General features: G+C 71.0%; 17 protein-coding genes. 12 read left to right on the top strand and 5 right to left on the bottom strand.

Annotated elements, in window-relative coordinates; translation table 11 throughout:
• The first annotated feature begins 163 nt into the window (after window positions 1-163).
• Entirely contained in the window at window positions 164-367 is a 204-nt protein-coding gene (locus ACZ4VK_RS15180) for a cold-shock protein (protein WP_468352361.1), read from the top strand.
• 109 nt (window positions 368-476) lie between these two features.
• Here the strand turns inward: ACZ4VK_RS15180 and ACZ4VK_RS15175 are convergent, their stop codons facing one another.
• Window positions 477-1313: a M23 family metallopeptidase gene (locus tag ACZ4VK_RS15175; protein WP_468352359.1), complete on the bottom strand. Its 837-nt coding sequence runs from the start codon at window positions 1311-1313 to the stop codon at window positions 477-479.
• A gap of 131 nt (window positions 1314-1444) precedes the next feature.
• On the opposite strand from ACZ4VK_RS15175, the gene ACZ4VK_RS15170 reads away from it, so the two are divergent.
• The 6 genes from ACZ4VK_RS15170 (at window position 1445) to ACZ4VK_RS15145 (ending at window position 9484) form a co-directional block, all read left to right on the top strand.
• Window positions 1445-1843: a DnaJ family domain-containing protein gene (locus tag ACZ4VK_RS15170; protein ID WP_468352357.1), complete on the top strand. Its 399-nt coding sequence runs from the start codon at window positions 1445-1447 to the stop codon at window positions 1841-1843.
• 31 nt (window positions 1844-1874) lie between these two features.
• Entirely contained in the window at window positions 1875-2381 is a 507-nt protein-coding gene (locus ACZ4VK_RS15165; RefSeq protein ID WP_468352355.1) for a mycothiol transferase, read from the top strand.
• An 83-nt stretch (window positions 2382-2464) separates the two neighbouring features.
• The gene (locus ACZ4VK_RS15160) at window positions 2465-2611 is read left to right on the top strand and encodes a hypothetical protein (protein ID WP_468352353.1); all 147 of its coding nucleotides are present in this window, start codon (window positions 2465-2467) and stop codon (window positions 2609-2611) included.
• 21 nt (window positions 2612-2632) lie between these two features.
• The gene (locus tag ACZ4VK_RS15155) at window positions 2633-4852 is read left to right on the top strand and encodes an FG-GAP repeat domain-containing protein (protein WP_468352351.1); all 2220 of its coding nucleotides are present in this window, start codon (window positions 2633-2635) and stop codon (window positions 4850-4852) included.
• A gap of 72 nt (window positions 4853-4924) precedes the next feature.
• Window positions 4925-7147 carry an FG-GAP repeat domain-containing protein gene (locus ACZ4VK_RS15150; protein ID WP_468352349.1) on the top strand — a complete coding sequence of 741 codons (2223 nt, stop codon included), beginning with the start codon at window positions 4925-4927 and terminating at the stop codon, window positions 7145-7147.
• A gap of 99 nt (window positions 7148-7246) precedes the next feature.
• Complete coding sequence (locus tag ACZ4VK_RS15145) at window positions 7247-9484, top strand: FG-GAP repeat domain-containing protein (protein WP_468352347.1); 2238 nt, start codon at window positions 7247-7249, stop codon at window positions 9482-9484.
• Window positions 9485-9536: 52 nt separating this feature from the next.
• Here ACZ4VK_RS15145 and ACZ4VK_RS15140 read toward each other — a convergent pair whose 3' ends face one another.
• A complete protein-coding gene (locus tag ACZ4VK_RS15140; protein ID WP_468352345.1) occupies window positions 9537-9974 on the bottom strand; it encodes an ATP-binding protein in 438 nt (145 codons plus the stop codon).
• A 90-nt stretch (window positions 9975-10064) separates the two neighbouring features.
• On the opposite strand from ACZ4VK_RS15140, the gene ACZ4VK_RS15135 reads away from it, so the two are divergent.
• The gene (locus tag ACZ4VK_RS15135) at window positions 10065-10928 is read left to right on the top strand and encodes a helix-turn-helix domain-containing protein (RefSeq protein ID WP_468352343.1); all 864 of its coding nucleotides are present in this window, start codon (window positions 10065-10067) and stop codon (window positions 10926-10928) included.
• Window positions 10925-11176, top strand: coding sequence for a DUF397 domain-containing protein (locus ACZ4VK_RS15130; protein ID WP_468352341.1), 252 nt, complete (start codon window positions 10925-10927; stop codon window positions 11174-11176). Before ACZ4VK_RS15135 ends, ACZ4VK_RS15130 begins: the two co-directional genes overlap by 4 nt.
• Here the strand turns inward: ACZ4VK_RS15130 and ACZ4VK_RS15125 are convergent.
• Window positions 11173-11610, bottom strand: a complete 438-nt coding sequence (locus ACZ4VK_RS15125; protein WP_468352339.1) for a hypothetical protein — start codon at window positions 11608-11610, stop codon at window positions 11173-11175. The two genes, ACZ4VK_RS15130 and ACZ4VK_RS15125, sit on opposite strands and share 4 nt — an antisense overlap.
• 59 nt (window positions 11611-11669) lie before the next feature.
• On the opposite strand from ACZ4VK_RS15125, the gene ACZ4VK_RS15120 reads away from it, so the two are divergent.
• The 3 genes from ACZ4VK_RS15120 to ACZ4VK_RS15110 all read left to right on the top strand — a co-directional run bounded on the left by ACZ4VK_RS15120 (window position 11670) and on the right by ACZ4VK_RS15110 (window position 15832).
• A complete protein-coding gene (locus ACZ4VK_RS15120) occupies window positions 11670-12089 on the top strand; it encodes a hydrolase (protein WP_468352337.1) in 420 nt (139 codons plus the stop codon).
• 35 nt (window positions 12090-12124) lie between these two features.
• Window positions 12125-12754, top strand: coding sequence for an HAD family hydrolase (locus ACZ4VK_RS15115; protein ID WP_468352335.1), 630 nt, complete (start codon window positions 12125-12127; stop codon window positions 12752-12754).
• Between the two features lie 1143 nt (window positions 12755-13897).
• Complete coding sequence (locus ACZ4VK_RS15110; RefSeq protein WP_468352334.1) at window positions 13898-15832, top strand: protein kinase domain-containing protein; 1935 nt, start codon at window positions 13898-13900, stop codon at window positions 15830-15832.
• Here ACZ4VK_RS15110 and ACZ4VK_RS15105 read toward each other — a convergent pair.
• Window positions 15821-16228 carry a Zn-ribbon domain-containing OB-fold protein gene (locus ACZ4VK_RS15105; RefSeq protein WP_468352332.1) on the bottom strand — a complete coding sequence of 136 codons (408 nt, stop codon included), beginning with the start codon at window positions 16226-16228 and terminating at the stop codon, window positions 15821-15823. The genes ACZ4VK_RS15110 and ACZ4VK_RS15105 overlap by 12 nt on opposite strands.
• Window positions 16225-16677 (bottom strand): DoxX family membrane protein, encoded by a 453-nt coding sequence (locus tag ACZ4VK_RS15100; RefSeq protein ID WP_468352330.1) that lies wholly within the window; start codon window positions 16675-16677, stop codon window positions 16225-16227. The genes ACZ4VK_RS15105 and ACZ4VK_RS15100 overlap by 4 nt, the downstream gene beginning before the upstream one ends.
• Window positions 16678-16800 lie beyond the last annotated feature (123 nt).

The raw sequence follows: 16800 nt of genomic DNA, 5'->3' as shown, positions 1-16800 counted from the left end.
CTCTTCCGTCCCTAGCGTCCTGCGTGCTAGGCTCAACGCAAGTTGCAGTTTGGTTTCCCTTGCAGTACAGAGCCTGCGGAGCATGTGACCCGCAGGCTTTTGTAGTTTTCAGACTTGTTTGCAGGTTCTGGAGCAGGGCAACCCTTTGGCCCAAGGAGGGCTTATGGCTACCGGAACCGTCAAGTGGTTCAACGCTGAAAAGGGCTTCGGCTTCATCGCCCAGGACGGCGGCGGCCCGGATGTCTTCGTCCACTACTCCGCGATCAACGCGAACGGCTTCCGTTCGCTCGAGGAGAACCAGACCGTGACGTTCGACGTCACGCAGGGCCCGAAGGGCCCGCAGGCGGAGAACGTCTCCCCGGCCTAAGGTGCCTGGGTCGGCGAAGCACGACTAGTAGAGCAGTACCCAAGGAGCCCCGCTCCGTGCCTTCGGGCACGAGCGGGGCTCCTGCCCTTTTACGGGGCGGGCGGGCCCCTCAGCAGTTCGGGATGACCGTCCCGTTGTTGTCCCGGGCCTCGTCGTTGCCCCAGCGGGACAGGTAGTAGGCGGAGACGTACGCCCCGTATCCGTTCTTCCCGGCGTAGACCGTGTCGAGGTCCGTCCGCAGCCACCAGTGGTTGTAGTTGCCGGAGGCGTCGCGGATCTCCTGGCCCCAGACCTTGCAGTAGACGTAGTTCGTGCCGGCGTTCAGGACTCCCTGCGGGGAGGTGGTGTTCGCCTGGGCGTAGCCCGTGGCGTTGGCGAAGGTGTCGACCCAGTACTTTCCGCCGCCCCCGCCCGAGCACCCGTTGTCGCTGGTCAGGGACTTGGAGCCGTACGAGCCCGGATAGGGGGCGAGGGAGGCTCCGTTGATCACGATCGGCTGGCCGACGCCGTTGTAGAGCTGCTCGTAGTGGATGTGGGCGCCGGAGCTGTTGCCCGTGCTGCCGGTGGTGCCGATCTGCCGGCCCTGGGCGACCTGGGTGCCGTGGGCCACGGAGTACGCGCTGAGGTGGAAGTAGTACGTCTTCCAGCCGCCGCCGTGGTCGATCACGATGTAGTTGCCCGCGCCGGACGGCTGCGCGTAGCGGTAGGCGGTGCCGGACGCCGAGGCGAGGACCGGGGTGCCGGCCGTCGTACCGCCGTCGGAGCGGATGAAGTCGAGGGCCTGGCGGACCTCGGCCGAGTGGTGGCTGTAGGTCCAGGTCTGGCCGCAGGGGTACGGCGCCTTGAAGGCGGGCGCGGCCTGGGCGGGGCTGGTGGTGACGAGCGCGGTGAGCAGGCCCGCGACGAGCGCGAGCAGGGTGCCGAGTGGAGTGATCCGTGCACGCATGCATCCTCCGGGTACCGGGACGGGACAAGAGTTGACGCGCGTTGAACGGACCACAGCGTGCCGGAAGATCGCGTGCCGCAGTAGACGGCGAAGACCACACCCCGGCGGGGCCGTGTACGTAGTCTGGACACATGACCGAACGCAAGCCGCCGGGAGTCAGCTTCGAGTCGTTCGTGGACAAGCAGATCCGCGAGGCGTCGGAACGGGGTGAGTTCAGCGGTCTGGCGGGCTTCGGCAAGCCGCTGCCGGACGACTCGGCCCCGTACGACGAGCTGTGGTGGATCAAGGGCAAGCTGCACCGCGAGGGCGCGTCCGTGCTGCCGCCCTCCCTCGCCCTGCGCAAGGAGGCCGAGGACGCGGAGGCGGCGGTGGCCGCGGCCGTCTCGGAGAGCCAGGTCCGCCGGATCCTCGGAGAGATCAACACCAAGATCGCCGCGGCCCTGCTCCGCCCGCCGGCCGGGCCGCCGCTGAACCTGAGGCCGTTCGACGTGGAGGCGGCGGTGGAGGCGTGGCGGAGGAAGCGGTCGTAGTTCCTCGGAGCAGTCGCTGGAAGGAGCCCCCATGAACAGCGCCGGACTGCTGGTCGACTCGTTCGGCCGGATCCGTGAGGCCGTCCACGAGGCCGTGGACGGCCTCACGGAGGAGCAGCTCGCCGTACGTGTCGATCCGGGCGCCAACTCGATCGCCTGGCTCGTCTGGCACCTCACCCGCATCCAGGACGATCACCTCGCGGGCGCCTTCGGCAGGGACCAGCTGTGGGACGCGGACGGCTGGCGGGACCGCTTCGGGCTCCCGTTCCCGGCGGCGGCGACCGGCTACGGCCAGTCACGCGCCCAGGCGGGCAAGGTCCGCGCCCCCGCGGACCTGCTGCTCGGCTACCACGACGCCGTGCACGCCCGTACGGAGGAGCTGATCGGCACGGTCACGAACGCGGACCTGGACCGGGTCGTCGACACGACCTGGGATCCCCCGGTCACGCTCGGTGTCCGCCTGGTGTCGGTGATCGCGGACGACCTCCAGCACGCGGGGCAGGCGGCGTATGTACGGGGTGTGGTGGAGCGGCGATAGAAATCGCGAAGACGTTCGGTCTCTTCGTACAACCACCGGTGGCGATCACGAGTCCAACTGGGTGCGGCGCCTGCCGTGTTCGGTTGCCGGCGGGCCGCTCCGTCGCCGTCATCGAGCAGCCCGACGCCCGGTCCCGCGCCTCTACCGGCGGCACCGCCAGCAGCCCCTTCAAGGCAGGCGTGTCCACGGCCGTGCACGACGACCCGACCGCGCTCGACTCGATCTTCTGACAGAAAGAACGACACGCCACGATGAAGCACCGCATATCCGCCCGCCGGCTCGCCGCCGCGGTCCTCACCCTCTCCACCGTGACCGCGCTCACCGGCACCCTCGTCACGGCCCCGGCGGTGGCCGCGCCCGCGGCCGTCGCCCCGGCGGCGCTGCAGCAGGCAGATCTCTCGGTTCCGGCCGCCGTCGAGATCGTGAGCACCGGCACCACCGGCTTCCTCACGTCCCGGAAGGACGGGTCCGGCGAAACCGTCCTGGAGTGGCGGAAGTTCGAGGGCGGTCCGGTGGAGGTCATCCCCGGCAGGGAGGCGCTGAGCACCGGCTCCGACGTCGTCGTGGTGCGGGACGGCGCCCAGTTCTCCTTCCGGGACATGGCCGCGCCCGGCTACTCCGCCTGGACGATCAACCTCGTCCAGGTCCTCGGTACCACCGACTACCGGTTCGTCGGCCTGACCGGGTCCACGATCTGGGCGACGAAGCCCGACATGCGCGGCGATCCGGAGCTGCGCCGCATCACCCGCCTGAACGGCGTCCTCGTCAACCAGATGGTGACGAACTACGCCGGGGACAAGTCCTTCCGGGTCCTCGCCCACTCCGCCACGGACGTCTTCGGCCTCTCCACCCAGGGCACGGGCACCAACACCACGTACCACCGCTTCCTGACCAACCGCGACGCCAACGACCAGTACCAGACCAGGCACAGCCTCGCGGGCTACTCCGGCCCCGGCGCCACCGCCGCCATCACCCCGAAGTACATGGCGTGGACCGAGCACCCGGGCAGCTCCACCGACATCAAGTGGTACGACCGCGTGAACTCCACCTCCGGCGTGCCGCGGATCAGTCAGATCGCCGGCCAGTCCACCGTGATCGCCGGCATCGTCGGCGACTCGGTGGTGTACGGCGAGCCGGGCGGCTACACCGCGACCCAGCCGGACGGAAAGGACGCCCTGATCGGGCGCTCCCTCCCCACCGGTGAGGCGTACCACCTCCTCGACTACTTCAGCTCCACGGCCGTCGCGGCGGACGGCAGCCTGCTCGTGCGCGGCGGCTCGGTGGAGGAGGGCGACGGACTGTTCCGGATCTCCGACTCGGGTGGCACCCCGATCGTCACGAAGGTGGCGGACACGAACCGGGCCGTCGGCGTCGAGATCGTCGAGTCCTCCGTCCCCGAGGTGGTGGAACTCGACAAGAACGGCGGCACGGTGACGATGGAGTGGGCCCTGTCCCGCCCCAACGCCTACCTGGACCTCACGCTCACGCACATCTACACGGGCAAGGAGTTCAAGCAGCGCGTCCCCGCGACGGCCTCCGGCACCCTCTTCCGCTCCACGTGGAACGGTGTCATCGAGGGGATCAGCGCGCCCAACGGCCTCTACGCCGTGGAGGCCGAGGCGACCCCGCTCAACGGGATCGGTGGCACCGCCTACCAGGGCGCGTACCTCGGGGTGAAGCGCACGGCCAACCCGCACGACTTCAACGACAACGGCTCGACCGACGTCCTGGCCCGTGACGCCTCGGGCGTCCTGTGGCGGGACGACCTCTTCGACTGGCCGTCCGGCGGCCAGGTCACCACCGCGAAGCGGACGAGGATCGGCAGCGGCTGGAACACGTACAAGCAGATCGAGGCCGTCGGCAGCATCGACGGCACCAACAACGGCGACCTCATCGCCCTCGACGGCTCCGGCTACCTGTGGCAGTACCTCGGCAAGGGTGACGGCACCTTCGCCACGCGGGTGAAGATCGGCGGCGGCTGGGGCGGCTACACCAAGCTCACCGGCGGCTCCGACCTCACCGGCGACGGCCTGCCGGACCTGCTCGCCACGGACGGCACCGGAACCCTCTGGTTCTACAAGGGCACCGGTTTCGCGAGCGCGCCCTTCGCCACGCGCGTGAAGGTCGGCGGCGGCTGGGGCGTCTACAACCAGCTCACCGCCGTCGGCAACATCGCCGGCTCCGCCGCGGGCGACCTCGTCGCCCGCGACACCTCGGGCGTCCTCTGGCTCTACCAGGGCAACGGCGCGGGCAACTTCGCCACCCGGGTCAGGGTCGGCAGCGGCTGGGGTGCCTTCTCCCAGCTGGTCGGCGGGGGAGACGTGACGAACGACGGGCGCCCGGACCTGATCGCGTACGGAGCGGGCGGCACGTACGTCTACCGCTCCACGGGCTCGGTCACGGCCCCGTTCGCCCGCATGAACACGACGCTCTACGCGGGCGAGGGCACGAAGTTCACCTCGGTCTCCTGACGGAAGCACAACCGTTCGGATCAGAAGACCGAACTTCCTTCTCCTCCGTCCCTCCATACGAAGGATCAACAGGTGTCCCAGACCCGTATCTCCGGCCGCCGCGTCGCCGCGGCGGTTCTCACCCTCTCCACCGTCACCGCCGTGACGGGGACGCTCGTCACCGCCCCGGCCTTCGCGGCCGTTCCCGCCGCCGTGGCCGGGGTCGCCGCCGGCACGGCGGCGGAGCTGCCCCTCGACGCCGAGGTCGTCAGCGCCGGCGACTCCGGCTACCTGACGTCCCGCAAGGACGACGCCGGCAACACCGTCCTGGAGTGGCACAAGTACTCCGACGGCTCGATCATGCCGATCCACACCGGTCCCGGGGCCTACGAAAGCGGCTCGGACATCGTCGTGACCGGCGACGGAAGCGGCTTCAGCCTGCGGGACATGAAGGACGGGGCCACCTGGTCCACGTACCTGAACATCGCGTACGAGTTCAAGCCCGGCTCGAAGTTCGTCGGCCTGGTCAGGGACGCGATCTTCGTGAGCGTCCCGACCACCGGCGACTACCACGAGCTGTGGCAGCTCCGGAAGGTCAACGGCGTCAGCCAGAAGGTCAAGCTCTCCTCGCGGGAGACGAACACGGACTACAAGGTCGTCGCCTTCTCCGGCAACGACCTCGTCGTCCTGGGCAGCACCTGGAACGTCAGGTCCGCCCGGACCGACCACTGGTGGGCCAAGACGTCCATCAACAGCAACTCGGTCATCGACTGGGGTGGCAGCTCGGGCACCACCGCGTGGGACCAGGCGACGACCGGCGCCCTCACCCCCACCTACAAGGCGTGGGTCCACAAGTCGTTCCTCGACGGCACCACCGAGATCACCGTGAGCGGCGGCGCCAACCGGTACATCCCCCTGACCGGCGAGATGACCGGCGCCGTCGTCGCCGGCATCGTCGGCAACACGATCCTGTACGGCGTCCGGGGCACCACGGCCGGCGAGCCCCCGAGCGCCCTGTACGGGCAGAACCTGACGGACAGCACCTCCGCGCCGTTCAAGGTCCTGGACAACTTCTCCAGCGCGGCCCACGCCCCGGACGGGACCCTGATGGTGCGTGGCTTCAACGCCCAGGGCGACGGCATCTTCCGGATCTCCGACTCCGGCGGCGCCCGCCCGGCGGTCGGCCTCGAAGTCCCCACCGGCCGGGTCCTGGGCGTGCAGGTGACCGAGTCCAAGGTCCCCGCCTCGGTCACCCTGGAGAAGCCGGGCACGACCGTCCCCATGGCGTGGACCCTGTCCCGCGCGAACGCCACCGTGGACGTCACGCTCACGCACGCGGCCACCGGCAGGAAGCTCACCCAGCGGCTGTCCCAGCCCAGTTCCGGCAGCACGTTCACCTTCGCCTGGAACGGCCTCCTGGACGGCATCAGCGCCCCGAACGGCGCCTACACCTGGCAGGTCACCGCGACCCCGACCGACGGCCTCGGCGGCCCGGCGACCGCCTCCGGGTGGTTCCAGGTCTCGCGCCAGGCCAACCCGCACGACCTCAACGACAACGGCTCGACCGACGTCCTCGCCCGTGACGCCTCGGGCGTCCTGTGGCGGGACGACCTCTTCGACTGGCCGACGGGCAGCCAGGTCACCACCGCCAAGCGGACCAGGGTCGGCACCGGCTGGAACACGTACAAGCAGATCGAAGCCGTCGGCAACATCGCGGGCAGCGCCCACGGCGACCTCATCGCCCTCGACACCTCCGGCGTGCTCTGGCACTACCTCGGCAAGGGCGACGGCACCCTCCCGGCCCGCTACCGCATCGGCGGCGGCTGGGGCGGCTACACCAAGCTCGCCGGCGGCTCCGACCTGACGGGCGACGGCCGCTCGGACCTCCTCGCCACGGACGCCTCGGGCGTGCTGTGGTTCTACAAGGGCACGGGCAGCGCCACGGCCCCGTTCGCGACCCGCGTGCGCGTGGGCGGCGGCTGGGGCATCTACAACCAGCTCACGGCTGTCGGCAACATCGCCGGCACGGCAGCGGGCGACCTCGTCGCCCGCGACACCGCCGGCGTCCTCTGGCTCTACCAGGGCAACGGCGCGGGCAACTTCACCACCCGCGTGCGGGTCGGCAGCGGCTGGGGCGCGTTCTCCCAGCTCGTCGGCGCGGGCGACGTGACCGCCGACGGGCGCCCCGACCTGATCGCGTACGGGGCGGGAGGCACGTACGTCTACCGCTCGACGGGCTCGGCGACGGCCCCGTTCAGCCGGATGACGACGAACCTGTACGCGGGCGAGGGCACGAAGTTCACCTCGGTGTCCTGACCCGCTCCGGCGTACAACTTTTCGAACTCCTCATGAGTCCTGTGGGCATGGCGGTCACCCGCCATGCCCAACAGGACTGGGGGATCACCCTTGATGCACATGCGCACCACCCGGAGACGACTCGGCACGGCCGTCGCGGCCGTGCTCGCCGTCACCACCACGGCCGGACTCGCGTCCCCGGCCTTCGCCGCCGCCCCGGCCGCCCCGCTCCCGGCGGTCACGGCGGCCTCCGGCGAGCAGGACACGCTGACGCTCCCGGCCGGCTCGAAGCTCGTCAGCGCCGGCCGTTCCGGCATGCTGAGCGCCACCGACGGGGCAAGCCTCGTCTACCGCTGGACGCGGTTCTCGGACGGCGTCACCACCACGCTTCCCGCCGGCACCCACTGGGGTGCCATGGGCACGGACACCGTCGCCACCCGGAACGGGAACGCGTACACGCTCACCGACATGAGCGGTGCCTCGGACCCCCTCGTGATCGACACGTCCGCCTTCAGCACCACCGCCGCCCCGTACGCCCTCCACCGGGTCGTCGGCTCCACCCTCGTCATGTCAGTGGCTCTCGCCGGCGGCGGCCGGGAGTACCACCTGGTCTCCCTGGAGGAGGGACAGGTCGTCGACCGGAAGGTCGCCCTGCCCGAGGGCTCCACCGCCCTGCTGAACCACAGCAACGGGCCGGGCACCTGGGTCCTCCACTACAACCGCGTGGTGAACGGGGTCTACACGAAGCACGTGGGCGTGGTGGACCTCGCCACCGGCGCGCTCACCGAGACGTACGACACCGCGCCGAACACCGTCACCGGCTCCACCGTCGTCTCCCCGACCCACGTGGCCTGGACCGAGACGCCTGCCGGGGGCAAGGCGACCCTCGCCGTGGCCCGCCGGGGCGGGACGACGGTCGAGCGGACGCCGCTGGACACCCTCAGGAGCGCGGACGGCATCCTCCTGCGGGTCGTCGGCGACCGCGTCACGTACAACAGGAACGGCGGCGGCACGGCCGTCGTCTCCGACGCCCTGCACGCCCTGACCGCCCGTCCGGCGGCCGGCGGCGACCCGGTCCGGCTCCTCGACCACGTCCAGTCCAGCACCATGGACGCCGACGGCGGCCTGCTCGTCCTCGGCGGCACGGTCGAGCACGGCGAGGGCCTCTACCGCGTCGCCCCCGGCGCCGACGGCACACCGGTCGCCACCCTGGTGACGAGCGCGGGCCGGCCCACCGCCCTCACCGTGGAGAAGGAGACCCTCCCGCCGAGCGGTGTGTTCGACCTCGACCGCACCACGGTGACGGCGTCATGGACGCTCAGCCGGTTCAACGCCCGCGTGAGCCTGGTCATCACCCACACCGCGTCAGGCCTGAAGGGAGGTGGCGGCTACGGGATCCCGCGCGCCGGAGTGACCGACTTCCCGATCACCTGGAACGGCATGTTCACCAACGGCATCCCGGCGTACAACGGCGACTACACCTGGACGATGACGGCGAAGCCCGCCAACGGCATCGGCCCCGACGTCGTCCGCACCGGCACCTTCACCGTCGCCCGCCCGCCGAAGCCGCACGACTTCGACGACAACGGCTCGGCGGACCTGCTCTCCCGTGACGTGACGGGCCGCCTGCGCGCGTACGACTTCCGCCAGATCGAGGGCTCCTCCACCCTCCACGCCCTCGACCCGGTGGACATCGGGCCGGGCTGGAACACGTATGACCGGATCACGGCCACCGGCGACCTCGCCGGCACGACCGCCGGGGACGTCCTCGGCCGCGACAGGACCGGTGTCCTCTGGCTCCACCAGGGCAACGGCAAGGGTCTCGCCCCCCGGACGAAGATCGGCGGGGGCTGGGGGATCTACAACAAGCTCACCGCCGGTTCGGACGTCACCGGCGACGGCCGTCCCGACCTCCTCACCACCGACACCACGGGCACCCTCTGGTTCTACAGGGCCACGGGCAGCGCCACCGCCCCCTTCGCCACGCGCGTGAAGGTCGGCGGCGGCTGGGGGATCTACAACCAGCTCACCGCCACCGGGAACATCGGCGGCGGCCCGGCCGGAGACCTCGTCGCCCGCGACACCACCGGCGTCCTCTGGCTCTACCTCGGCAAGGGCGACGGCACCTTCGCGCCCCGCACCAGGATCGGCTCCGGCTGGGGCCCCTACACGAGCCTGGCCGGCGTCGGCGACACCGACCGCGACGGCCGCAACGACCTGATCGCGTACAACAACGGCGGCGGCCACTACGACAGCCTCTACGTCTACCGGGGCACGGGCGACTGGCGCGCCCCCTTCACACCCCGCTGGGCGCCCTACAACCCGGGCCTGGGCGACGGCACGGTCGAACTCTTCTGACCGCGACGCACACCTTCTCGCCCCCTTCATTCGAAGACCTCCAGCAGACGGCCTACGTGGGGGGCGAGACCGTGTTCTGACTGGTCAGCGGGACGGTCGCCCAGACCGTCTTGCCGACGCAGCGGTCCTTCACACCCCACGCCGTGGCGAGGGCGGCGACGAGCAGCAGCCCGTAGCCGCCCTCGTCCGGCTCCCGGACCGGTAACGGCCGGCGCTCGCCCCGCGCGTCGGACAGCTCGATCCGTACGTGCGCGTGCTCGTCGTCGAGGGCCATCCGCACCTCGAAGTCCCTCCCCGGCACCCGGCCGTGGAGGGCGGCGTTGGCGGCGAGCTCCGCGACGACCAGCTCGACGGCTTCGGCGGCGGAGCCGGTCACGCCCCAGTCGTGGAGCTGCTGCACAGCGAGTAGCCGGGCGAGACGCGCGCCCCGGCGCGTCGCCGAGAGCCGGAGCGTGAACTCACTGGTGGGAGTGGAAGTTTCGGACTTCATGCCCTGAGCGTGACGCCCCGGCCGTACGCTGACCAGCAGCGACGCCACGACGCTGAGTGACGGTACGGGTACGCCAAGAGGGCGGTACGGATGTCGGGGAACGAGGAGGAGCGGCCGGAACGGCCCTCCGAGGTGGACGGTACGGCGCACCTGTTTCGTGCGCTCGGGAAGATCATCAAGGTACTGCGAAGAAACGCGGGCCTGAGCCAGGCGGAGCTGGCGGAAGCCACCCATTGCAGCGAGGACCTCGTCTCCTCGGTCGAGCGGGGAGTGCGGACTCCACAGCCGGACTTCCTGATCCGGGCGGACCCGGTGGTGGGGGCGGGGGGTGTGCTGGTCGCGGCGGTGGATGATGTGCGGGAGGCGTTGGCGCGGGCGCGGGTTCGGCATCCGGATTGGTTCCAGGACTTCGCCGAGGCGGAGGCGCGGGCAGTGGCGCTGCACTATTACGCGGTGCAAGCGGTCCCGGGCATTCTGCAAACCCCGGCCTACGCCCGCTCTCTCTTCGAGCACCGCCGCCCCATGCTGGACGAGGCGACCGTCGAGAAGCGCGTGGCCGACCGGATCTCCCGCCAGGTGTTGTTCGACAAGTGGCCCGCGCCGACGATCAGCTTCGTCCTGGAGGCGGCCGTCCTGCTCCGCCCGTTCGGCGGTCCCGACGTCCACCGCGAGCAGTTGCGACGCATCCTGGACGTGGCCCGGCGCCGGACTGTCGACTTCCAGATCATGCCTCTGGACAGGCACGAACACCCTTACCTGGACGGCGCTTTCACCCTGCTCACGCCCAAGGGGCGACGGGAGACGGCATACACCGAGATCTACGGGCACGCCCGGCTGATCACCGACCCGGACGAGGTCCGCCAGTACACGGAGCGCTATGGGATCATCCGGTCGCAGGCACTCACGCAACACGAGTCGCTGACGTGGATCGAGAAACTGCTGGGAGAACGATGAACACCACGGGTCTGGCCTGGTTCAAGAGCAGCTACAGCAGCGCCGAGGGCGGCGAGTGCATCGAAGTCGCCTACGACTGGCGCAAGTCCAGCTACAGCAGCGGCGAGGGCGGCAACTGCGTCGAGGTCGCCGCTCACCCCGCCGCCGTCCACGTCCGCGACTCCAAGAACCCCCACGGCCCCCAGCTCGCCGTCGCCCCGGCCGCCTGGGCCGCGTTCGTGGGTGTGACCGGTGAGGGGCCCTTCTAGCCCTTCTTTCCCGACTGGGATGCGATGAACTGGCGCAGCTCGTCTCGCGGGTCGGGGCCCTGGCCCTTGCGCCAGATCCGATTCGACATCTCCCCCAACGGGATCCCGCGAAGAAACAGGTCGCACATCTCGGAGACGGCCGCCTGCTTCGCAGCTTCGCTGCGCCGGCGGCTGTCCTCGCTCCCGTCGTCGGCGGCCAGGACCTCGGCCAGTCGGCGCTCCCACTCCCGCACGCCGTCCCAGACATGCATCTCCATGTGTCCGGAGCCCGGGTGCTGAAGACCGACCAGGACCCACCCCTGCGCCTCCGTCAGAGGCTTGCTCCCCGAGACCCACTCGGTCACCAACGTGGCGGCCGCAAGGGCAAGTTCCGCATCGGACCGCTCGTCGGCGGTGGGCATGGCGGTGCTGTTCTCGTCTCGCGATTCCGTCATGTGATGAGCATACGCTGTTATCGTCACTTTGACGGTAATAATGTCGAAGGGAGGGGGCGGTGATCACCGGTCTCCCGGCTGAGTTCTGGTCCGTCCGGTACGAGGGTTCGCGTTTCCCCGGCGCTGCGGCCGTGGCCGCCCGGCCGGGCCTCGCGGCCGGTGCGAACTGCCAGTTGTTCGCGTACGAGGTGCTCAGGCACTTCGGACTGACCCCGCCGGAGCTCCGCTCCTCCGAGCTCTGGAGCGACACGGAGGCCACGGCCCACGTGACGGTCGCGCGGCCCCTCGACCTGGTCCTGTTCAACTCCACCGCCCGCGCCTACGGCGCTCATGTCGGCGTCCACGTCGGGGACGACGCGATCCTCCACCTGTGCGCGGAGGTCGGGCATCCGACGGTGTGGAGCGCGGCGGACTTCGCGGAACGGGAGCGCTACCGGGTCCGGCTCGGCGCCAAGAGGGTCCTCCCCTCAGGACCCTGAGGGCCCGCGCCGGCTCCCGCCGTAGCATCGGGCGCGTGACCAGCGGAAAGTTCGTTCTCTTCGACGTCGACGGCACCCTCATGGATGCCGTCTCCAATCAGCGCCGTGTCTGGCACGCGTGGGCCGCGCGGTACGGGCTGGACGGGGACGAGGTGTACGCCGTCGCGCTCCGGACGCGGCCGGTCGAGACCTTCGCGGCCGTCGTACCGACCCGCGCCCCGGGCGAGTGCCTCGCACTCCTGCACGAACTGGAGGACGAGGACGTCCGTACGGGGACGTACGCGGCCTTCGACGGCGCGGCGGAGCTGCTCGCCGCGCTGCCGGCGGACCGGTGGGCGCTGGTGACGTCGAACTACGAGCACCGGGTACGGGGGCGGTTCGAGCGGACCGGGCTCCCGATGCCCGCGCTCGTCATCGACGCGGCCTCGGTGGCGGAGGGGAAGCCGTCCCCCGTCCCGTACCTGACCGCCGCCGAGAAGCTGGGCGCGGATCCGGCGGAATGCCTGGTGATCGAGGACGCGCCGTCGGGAGTCCGGTCCGGTCGGGCGGCCGGGATGACGGTGTGGACGGTCAACACCGAGGCCCCGCACCCCGAGGCCCATCGCCACTTCCCGTCCCTGGCGGAAGCGGCACCGGAGATCCTGGCGCTGGCCGCGCGGGTCTAGGCCCTGGGGGTGAGCGTGTCCGGTGGGCTTCTGGTGGGACCGCCCTCTTTCCGAGAGTCGCTCCTGGAGGCGGTGCGTCAAGGGCGCTCCTTCGTCGCGTCGGCTTCGCCGATTCCGCTGCGCTCCACCCTTGACCCACCACCTCCAGGAGCGAAAGACCTCTCGGAGGGCGGTCCGGGGGCCGGAGTCACCGGAGCCCCGGGCAGTGACCGGGGTCGGACGGCGCCTGTCGGGCCGGTGGGTGGGGGCTGGGTTCGTAGCCGGGGTGGGTACGTCTGTACCCCTCGGTTCGGGGTGCGCGGAAGTTGAATGGGGCAGCCGGACGGCGCTCAGCGTCTTGCGGTCGCGGTCGGCCGGGATTCAGGCCCCGCTGGTCCGTCTGAGTGGGTGGGAAGTCCGCGAAGGAGCACAAGCCGGGGCTAACGTGCTCCTACTCGGGGTAACCAGCCCCAAACAGGCCGAATCAGGGGAGTTACCGCGAGTAGGAGCACGTTAGCCCCCGGACGCACCTCCCCAAGCCCCGTTCCACCCACCGGGAATGACCAGCGGGGCCTGAAGCCCCGCCAACCGACGGCCGTGACCCGCTGAGCCGAGCCGGACCGCCCCATTCAACTTCCGCGCACCCCGAACCGACGGGGACGGGCCCACCGACCCCCGCTGCGAACCCAGCCCCCACCCACCCCGCCGCACCCCACAAACCAACCAGAGCGATGCCCGGCCTCGCTCTGACCCGCAGGCGCCCACGGCGAATTGAATGCCACCGCCCCCCGCGAGGACCCGTCCCCCGGGCCGCCCTCCGAGAGTCGTTCCGCGCCTTCCGTCACCGGGTCAAGGGTGGGCGCAGCCCATCGCGCAGCGACGCCGAAGGCGCCCTTGACGCGGTGACGGAAGGTGCGACTCTCGGAAAGAGGGCGGCCGCACCAGAGGCCCCCGAAGCCGGTTCACACCGAGTACCCCGCCCGAGCCTCAGCCCCGCACCGCGTGAACAGGACTCCCGACGGCCCCGACACCCAGCTCAACCACACCTTCCCGCCAGCCACTTGACCTACATTCAGATCGTCGACCCGCTCGGCTACTGTGTCGCCCATGCAGGGGGAACCGGAAAACAATTCGCATCTGGACAGTTTGAGCGGCAGCGGGGCAATGCCGCTCGAGTCGGGCGACCCCCGGCAGATCGGTGCGTTCAGGCTGCTCGGTGTGCTCGGGTCCGGGGGGATGGGGCGGGTCTATCTCGGCGCCGTGCCGGGCACGTTCGCGGCGGTGAAGCGGGTGCTTCCCGTGCTCGCCGAGGACACGGACTTCCTGAACCACTTCGGGCACGAGCTCGACAACCTCGCCCGGCTGCCCGCCGGTGCCAACACCAAGCTGCTCGCGAGCGACCGCACGGCGAAGCCGCCCTGGTTCGCCACCGAGTTCATCCCGGGCATCACCCTCAGCGAGGCGATCCGGCTGCACGGCGGCCCGCTGCCCGGCGAGGCCCTGTGGCGGCTCCTCCACGGGGCGGCGGCCGGGCTGCGTGTCGTGCACGGCGCCGACATGGTGCACCGCGACCTCAAGCCCTCCAACGTCATGCTGACCTCCTCCGGGCTCTCGCTCATCGACTTCGGCGTCGCCCGCGCCGCCGACCAGAGCCGCCTCACGAAGACCGGCATGGTCATCGGCACCCCCGCCTACATGGCGCCGGAGCAGGCCGTCGCCGACCGGCAGCTGACCGGCGCCGCAGACGTCTTCGCTCTGGGCAGCCTCCTCCTCTACGCGGCGAACGGCCGTCCTCCCTTCGGTGACGGCTCCGGCCCCGACCTGCTCTACCGGGTCGTCCACGGCGAGCCCGACTTCGGGCGGCTCGCGGAGACCGAGCCCGAGCTCGCGGAGCTCGTACAGAAATGTTTCGCCAAGGACCCGGCGGACCGGCCCACCGCCGAGGAGCTCGTCGGGCTCACCGAGGAGCGGGCCGCCGGGGTCGTGTGGCCGCCGGCCGTCAGCGAGCGGATCGAGGAGCGGGCGACGTTCGCCGCCGGGGCGCCCACGGCCGAGCAGCTCGCCGAGCTTGAGCTGAGCGAGCCGGCCAAGGACGTGGCGACGGCCTCCCTCACCCCGCAGGGTGGCCGGGAGCCCGCGACCGCCTCGCCCGACCCCCTGGCTGTCACCGGGCAGGCGCCGCCCGGGAAGCGGCAGGGGCGGCGCAACCGGTTCGTCATGCTCGCCGTGCCCGTCGTCGTGGCGACGGGCACCACCCTGACCGTCGCCCTCGGCCCGTACGAGATCGGCCGCCTCGGCGCGAACCCGGGGACCTCCTCCGCTCCCCCGTCCGGCGTGGCCTCGCAGCCCGCGCACATCCCCTCCTCGACCGGGCCGGGGTCGCCGTCCGCGAAGACGCCGGGCGCCAAGACCCCGTCGCCCAAGCCGCCGGGCTCGAAGCCGCCGGGTAGCTCCCCCGCCGTCCCGCCTCCGCCCGGCGACGGCGGCGGTGGCGGCGGTGTTGGCGGTGGCGACGTGGGCGGCACCGGCACCGTCCCCGATGGCGGCTCGGGCAGTGGGTCCGGCAGCGGATCCGGGGGCGGTTCGAGCACCACCACCTCCGGCGGCGGCACGACGACCCGTCCCGCTCCCCGGCCGGACCCGACGACCCAGCAGCCCGCGCCCCCTCCGCCGTCCACCGGCGGCTCGGCGCCCTCGGGGACGTACTCCCTGCAGAACATCTCCAACGGTCACTGTCTGGCGGAGAACGACGCGGGCTACGCCGTCCTCGTCGACACGTACGAGTGCGGCTCCAAGCCCACCAACGGTGGTTACCTCGCCTACTCCTGGACGTACTCCCCCGGCGCGAACGGCACCTTCCGCCTCATCAGCAAGATCTCCGGCAAGTGCCTGCAGCCGTCGAGCTCCACCGTCACCGTCGCCTCCTGCAACGGCTCCGACGTCCAGTCCTGGAAGATCGGCACGTCGACCTCCGCCGGGCGGACCATCAAGAACGTGAACAGCGGCTACTGCCTGATCACCGGACCTCCGTTCGCGATGACGTACACCTGCAACCCCTCCGACCGCGCTCACCTCTGGCGGAACATCTCAGCCCTCTGAGCGCGGGCGCCCGAAGACGGGGACCGTGACCTCCCCCTCCGTCCGGAAGGCGACCTCCAGGTCCATCCCGATCCGGAGGTCGTCCTCCGGCACGCCGACGACCTGCGTCATCATGCGCGGGCCCTCGGCGAGGTCGACGACGGCCGCGACGTACGGGACGCGCTCGCCGAAGGGCGGGAGGTCGTTCCGGTGGACGACCGACCAGGTGTAGAGGGTGGCCCGGCCGCCGGCCCGCTCCCAGCGGACGTCCTCGCTCCAGCAGTGGGGGCAGAACTCGCGCGGGTAGTGGTGAGTCCTGTCGCAGGCAGCGCAGTGGCGCAGCAGCAGGTGACCCTCGGCGGCGGCGTCCCAGTACGGGCGGGTGAAGGCGTCGATGTCGGGGTCGGCGGCCGTCATCCGAAGAGTCCGATCGCGGAGTCGAGGGACCAGGTCTGCCAGGACATCGCGAGGAGGGCGACGAGGGAGATCAGCGCCATCATCGCGTTCTGCCCCTGCTCGGCCCAGTCGTGGATCATCAGGACGAGGTAGAGGAGGTTGAGGAGGAGGCCGCCGGCGAGGGCGACGGGGGTGAGGAAGCCGGTGACCAGGCCGAGGCCGACGCAGAGTTCGGCGTAGACGACGACGTACGCCATGAGCCTGGGGCGGGGCGCGACGACCGCGTCGAAACCCTTCCCGACCTGGGGCCACCGGTGTCCGGCGGCGATGTCGGCGGCCCAGGCGATGCCCGTGCCGCGCTCGAACCAGCCCTTCCTGTCCTTGTGGCGCCAGCTCTCCAGCCACCACAGGCCGAGGCCGATGCGGAGGACGGCGAGCCATTCGGCGCCGGTGAGCCAGACGGTCTGCATGGTGTCCTGTCCCCTCGACGAGCCGGATCTGACGGTACGTCAGTTCAGCGCAGGGCCGGCCATGGGCGCAAGGGGCGGGCACGCGTGACCGATTCGCAACCGAAATCCCTCTTGGTCGAGACC

The sequence above is a fragment of the Streptomyces sp. NPDC028711 genome (assembly GCF_055565415.1).
The sequence above is the reverse complement of the archived record's forward strand: the minus strand, read 5'-3'. Positions and strand labels throughout refer to the sequence as shown.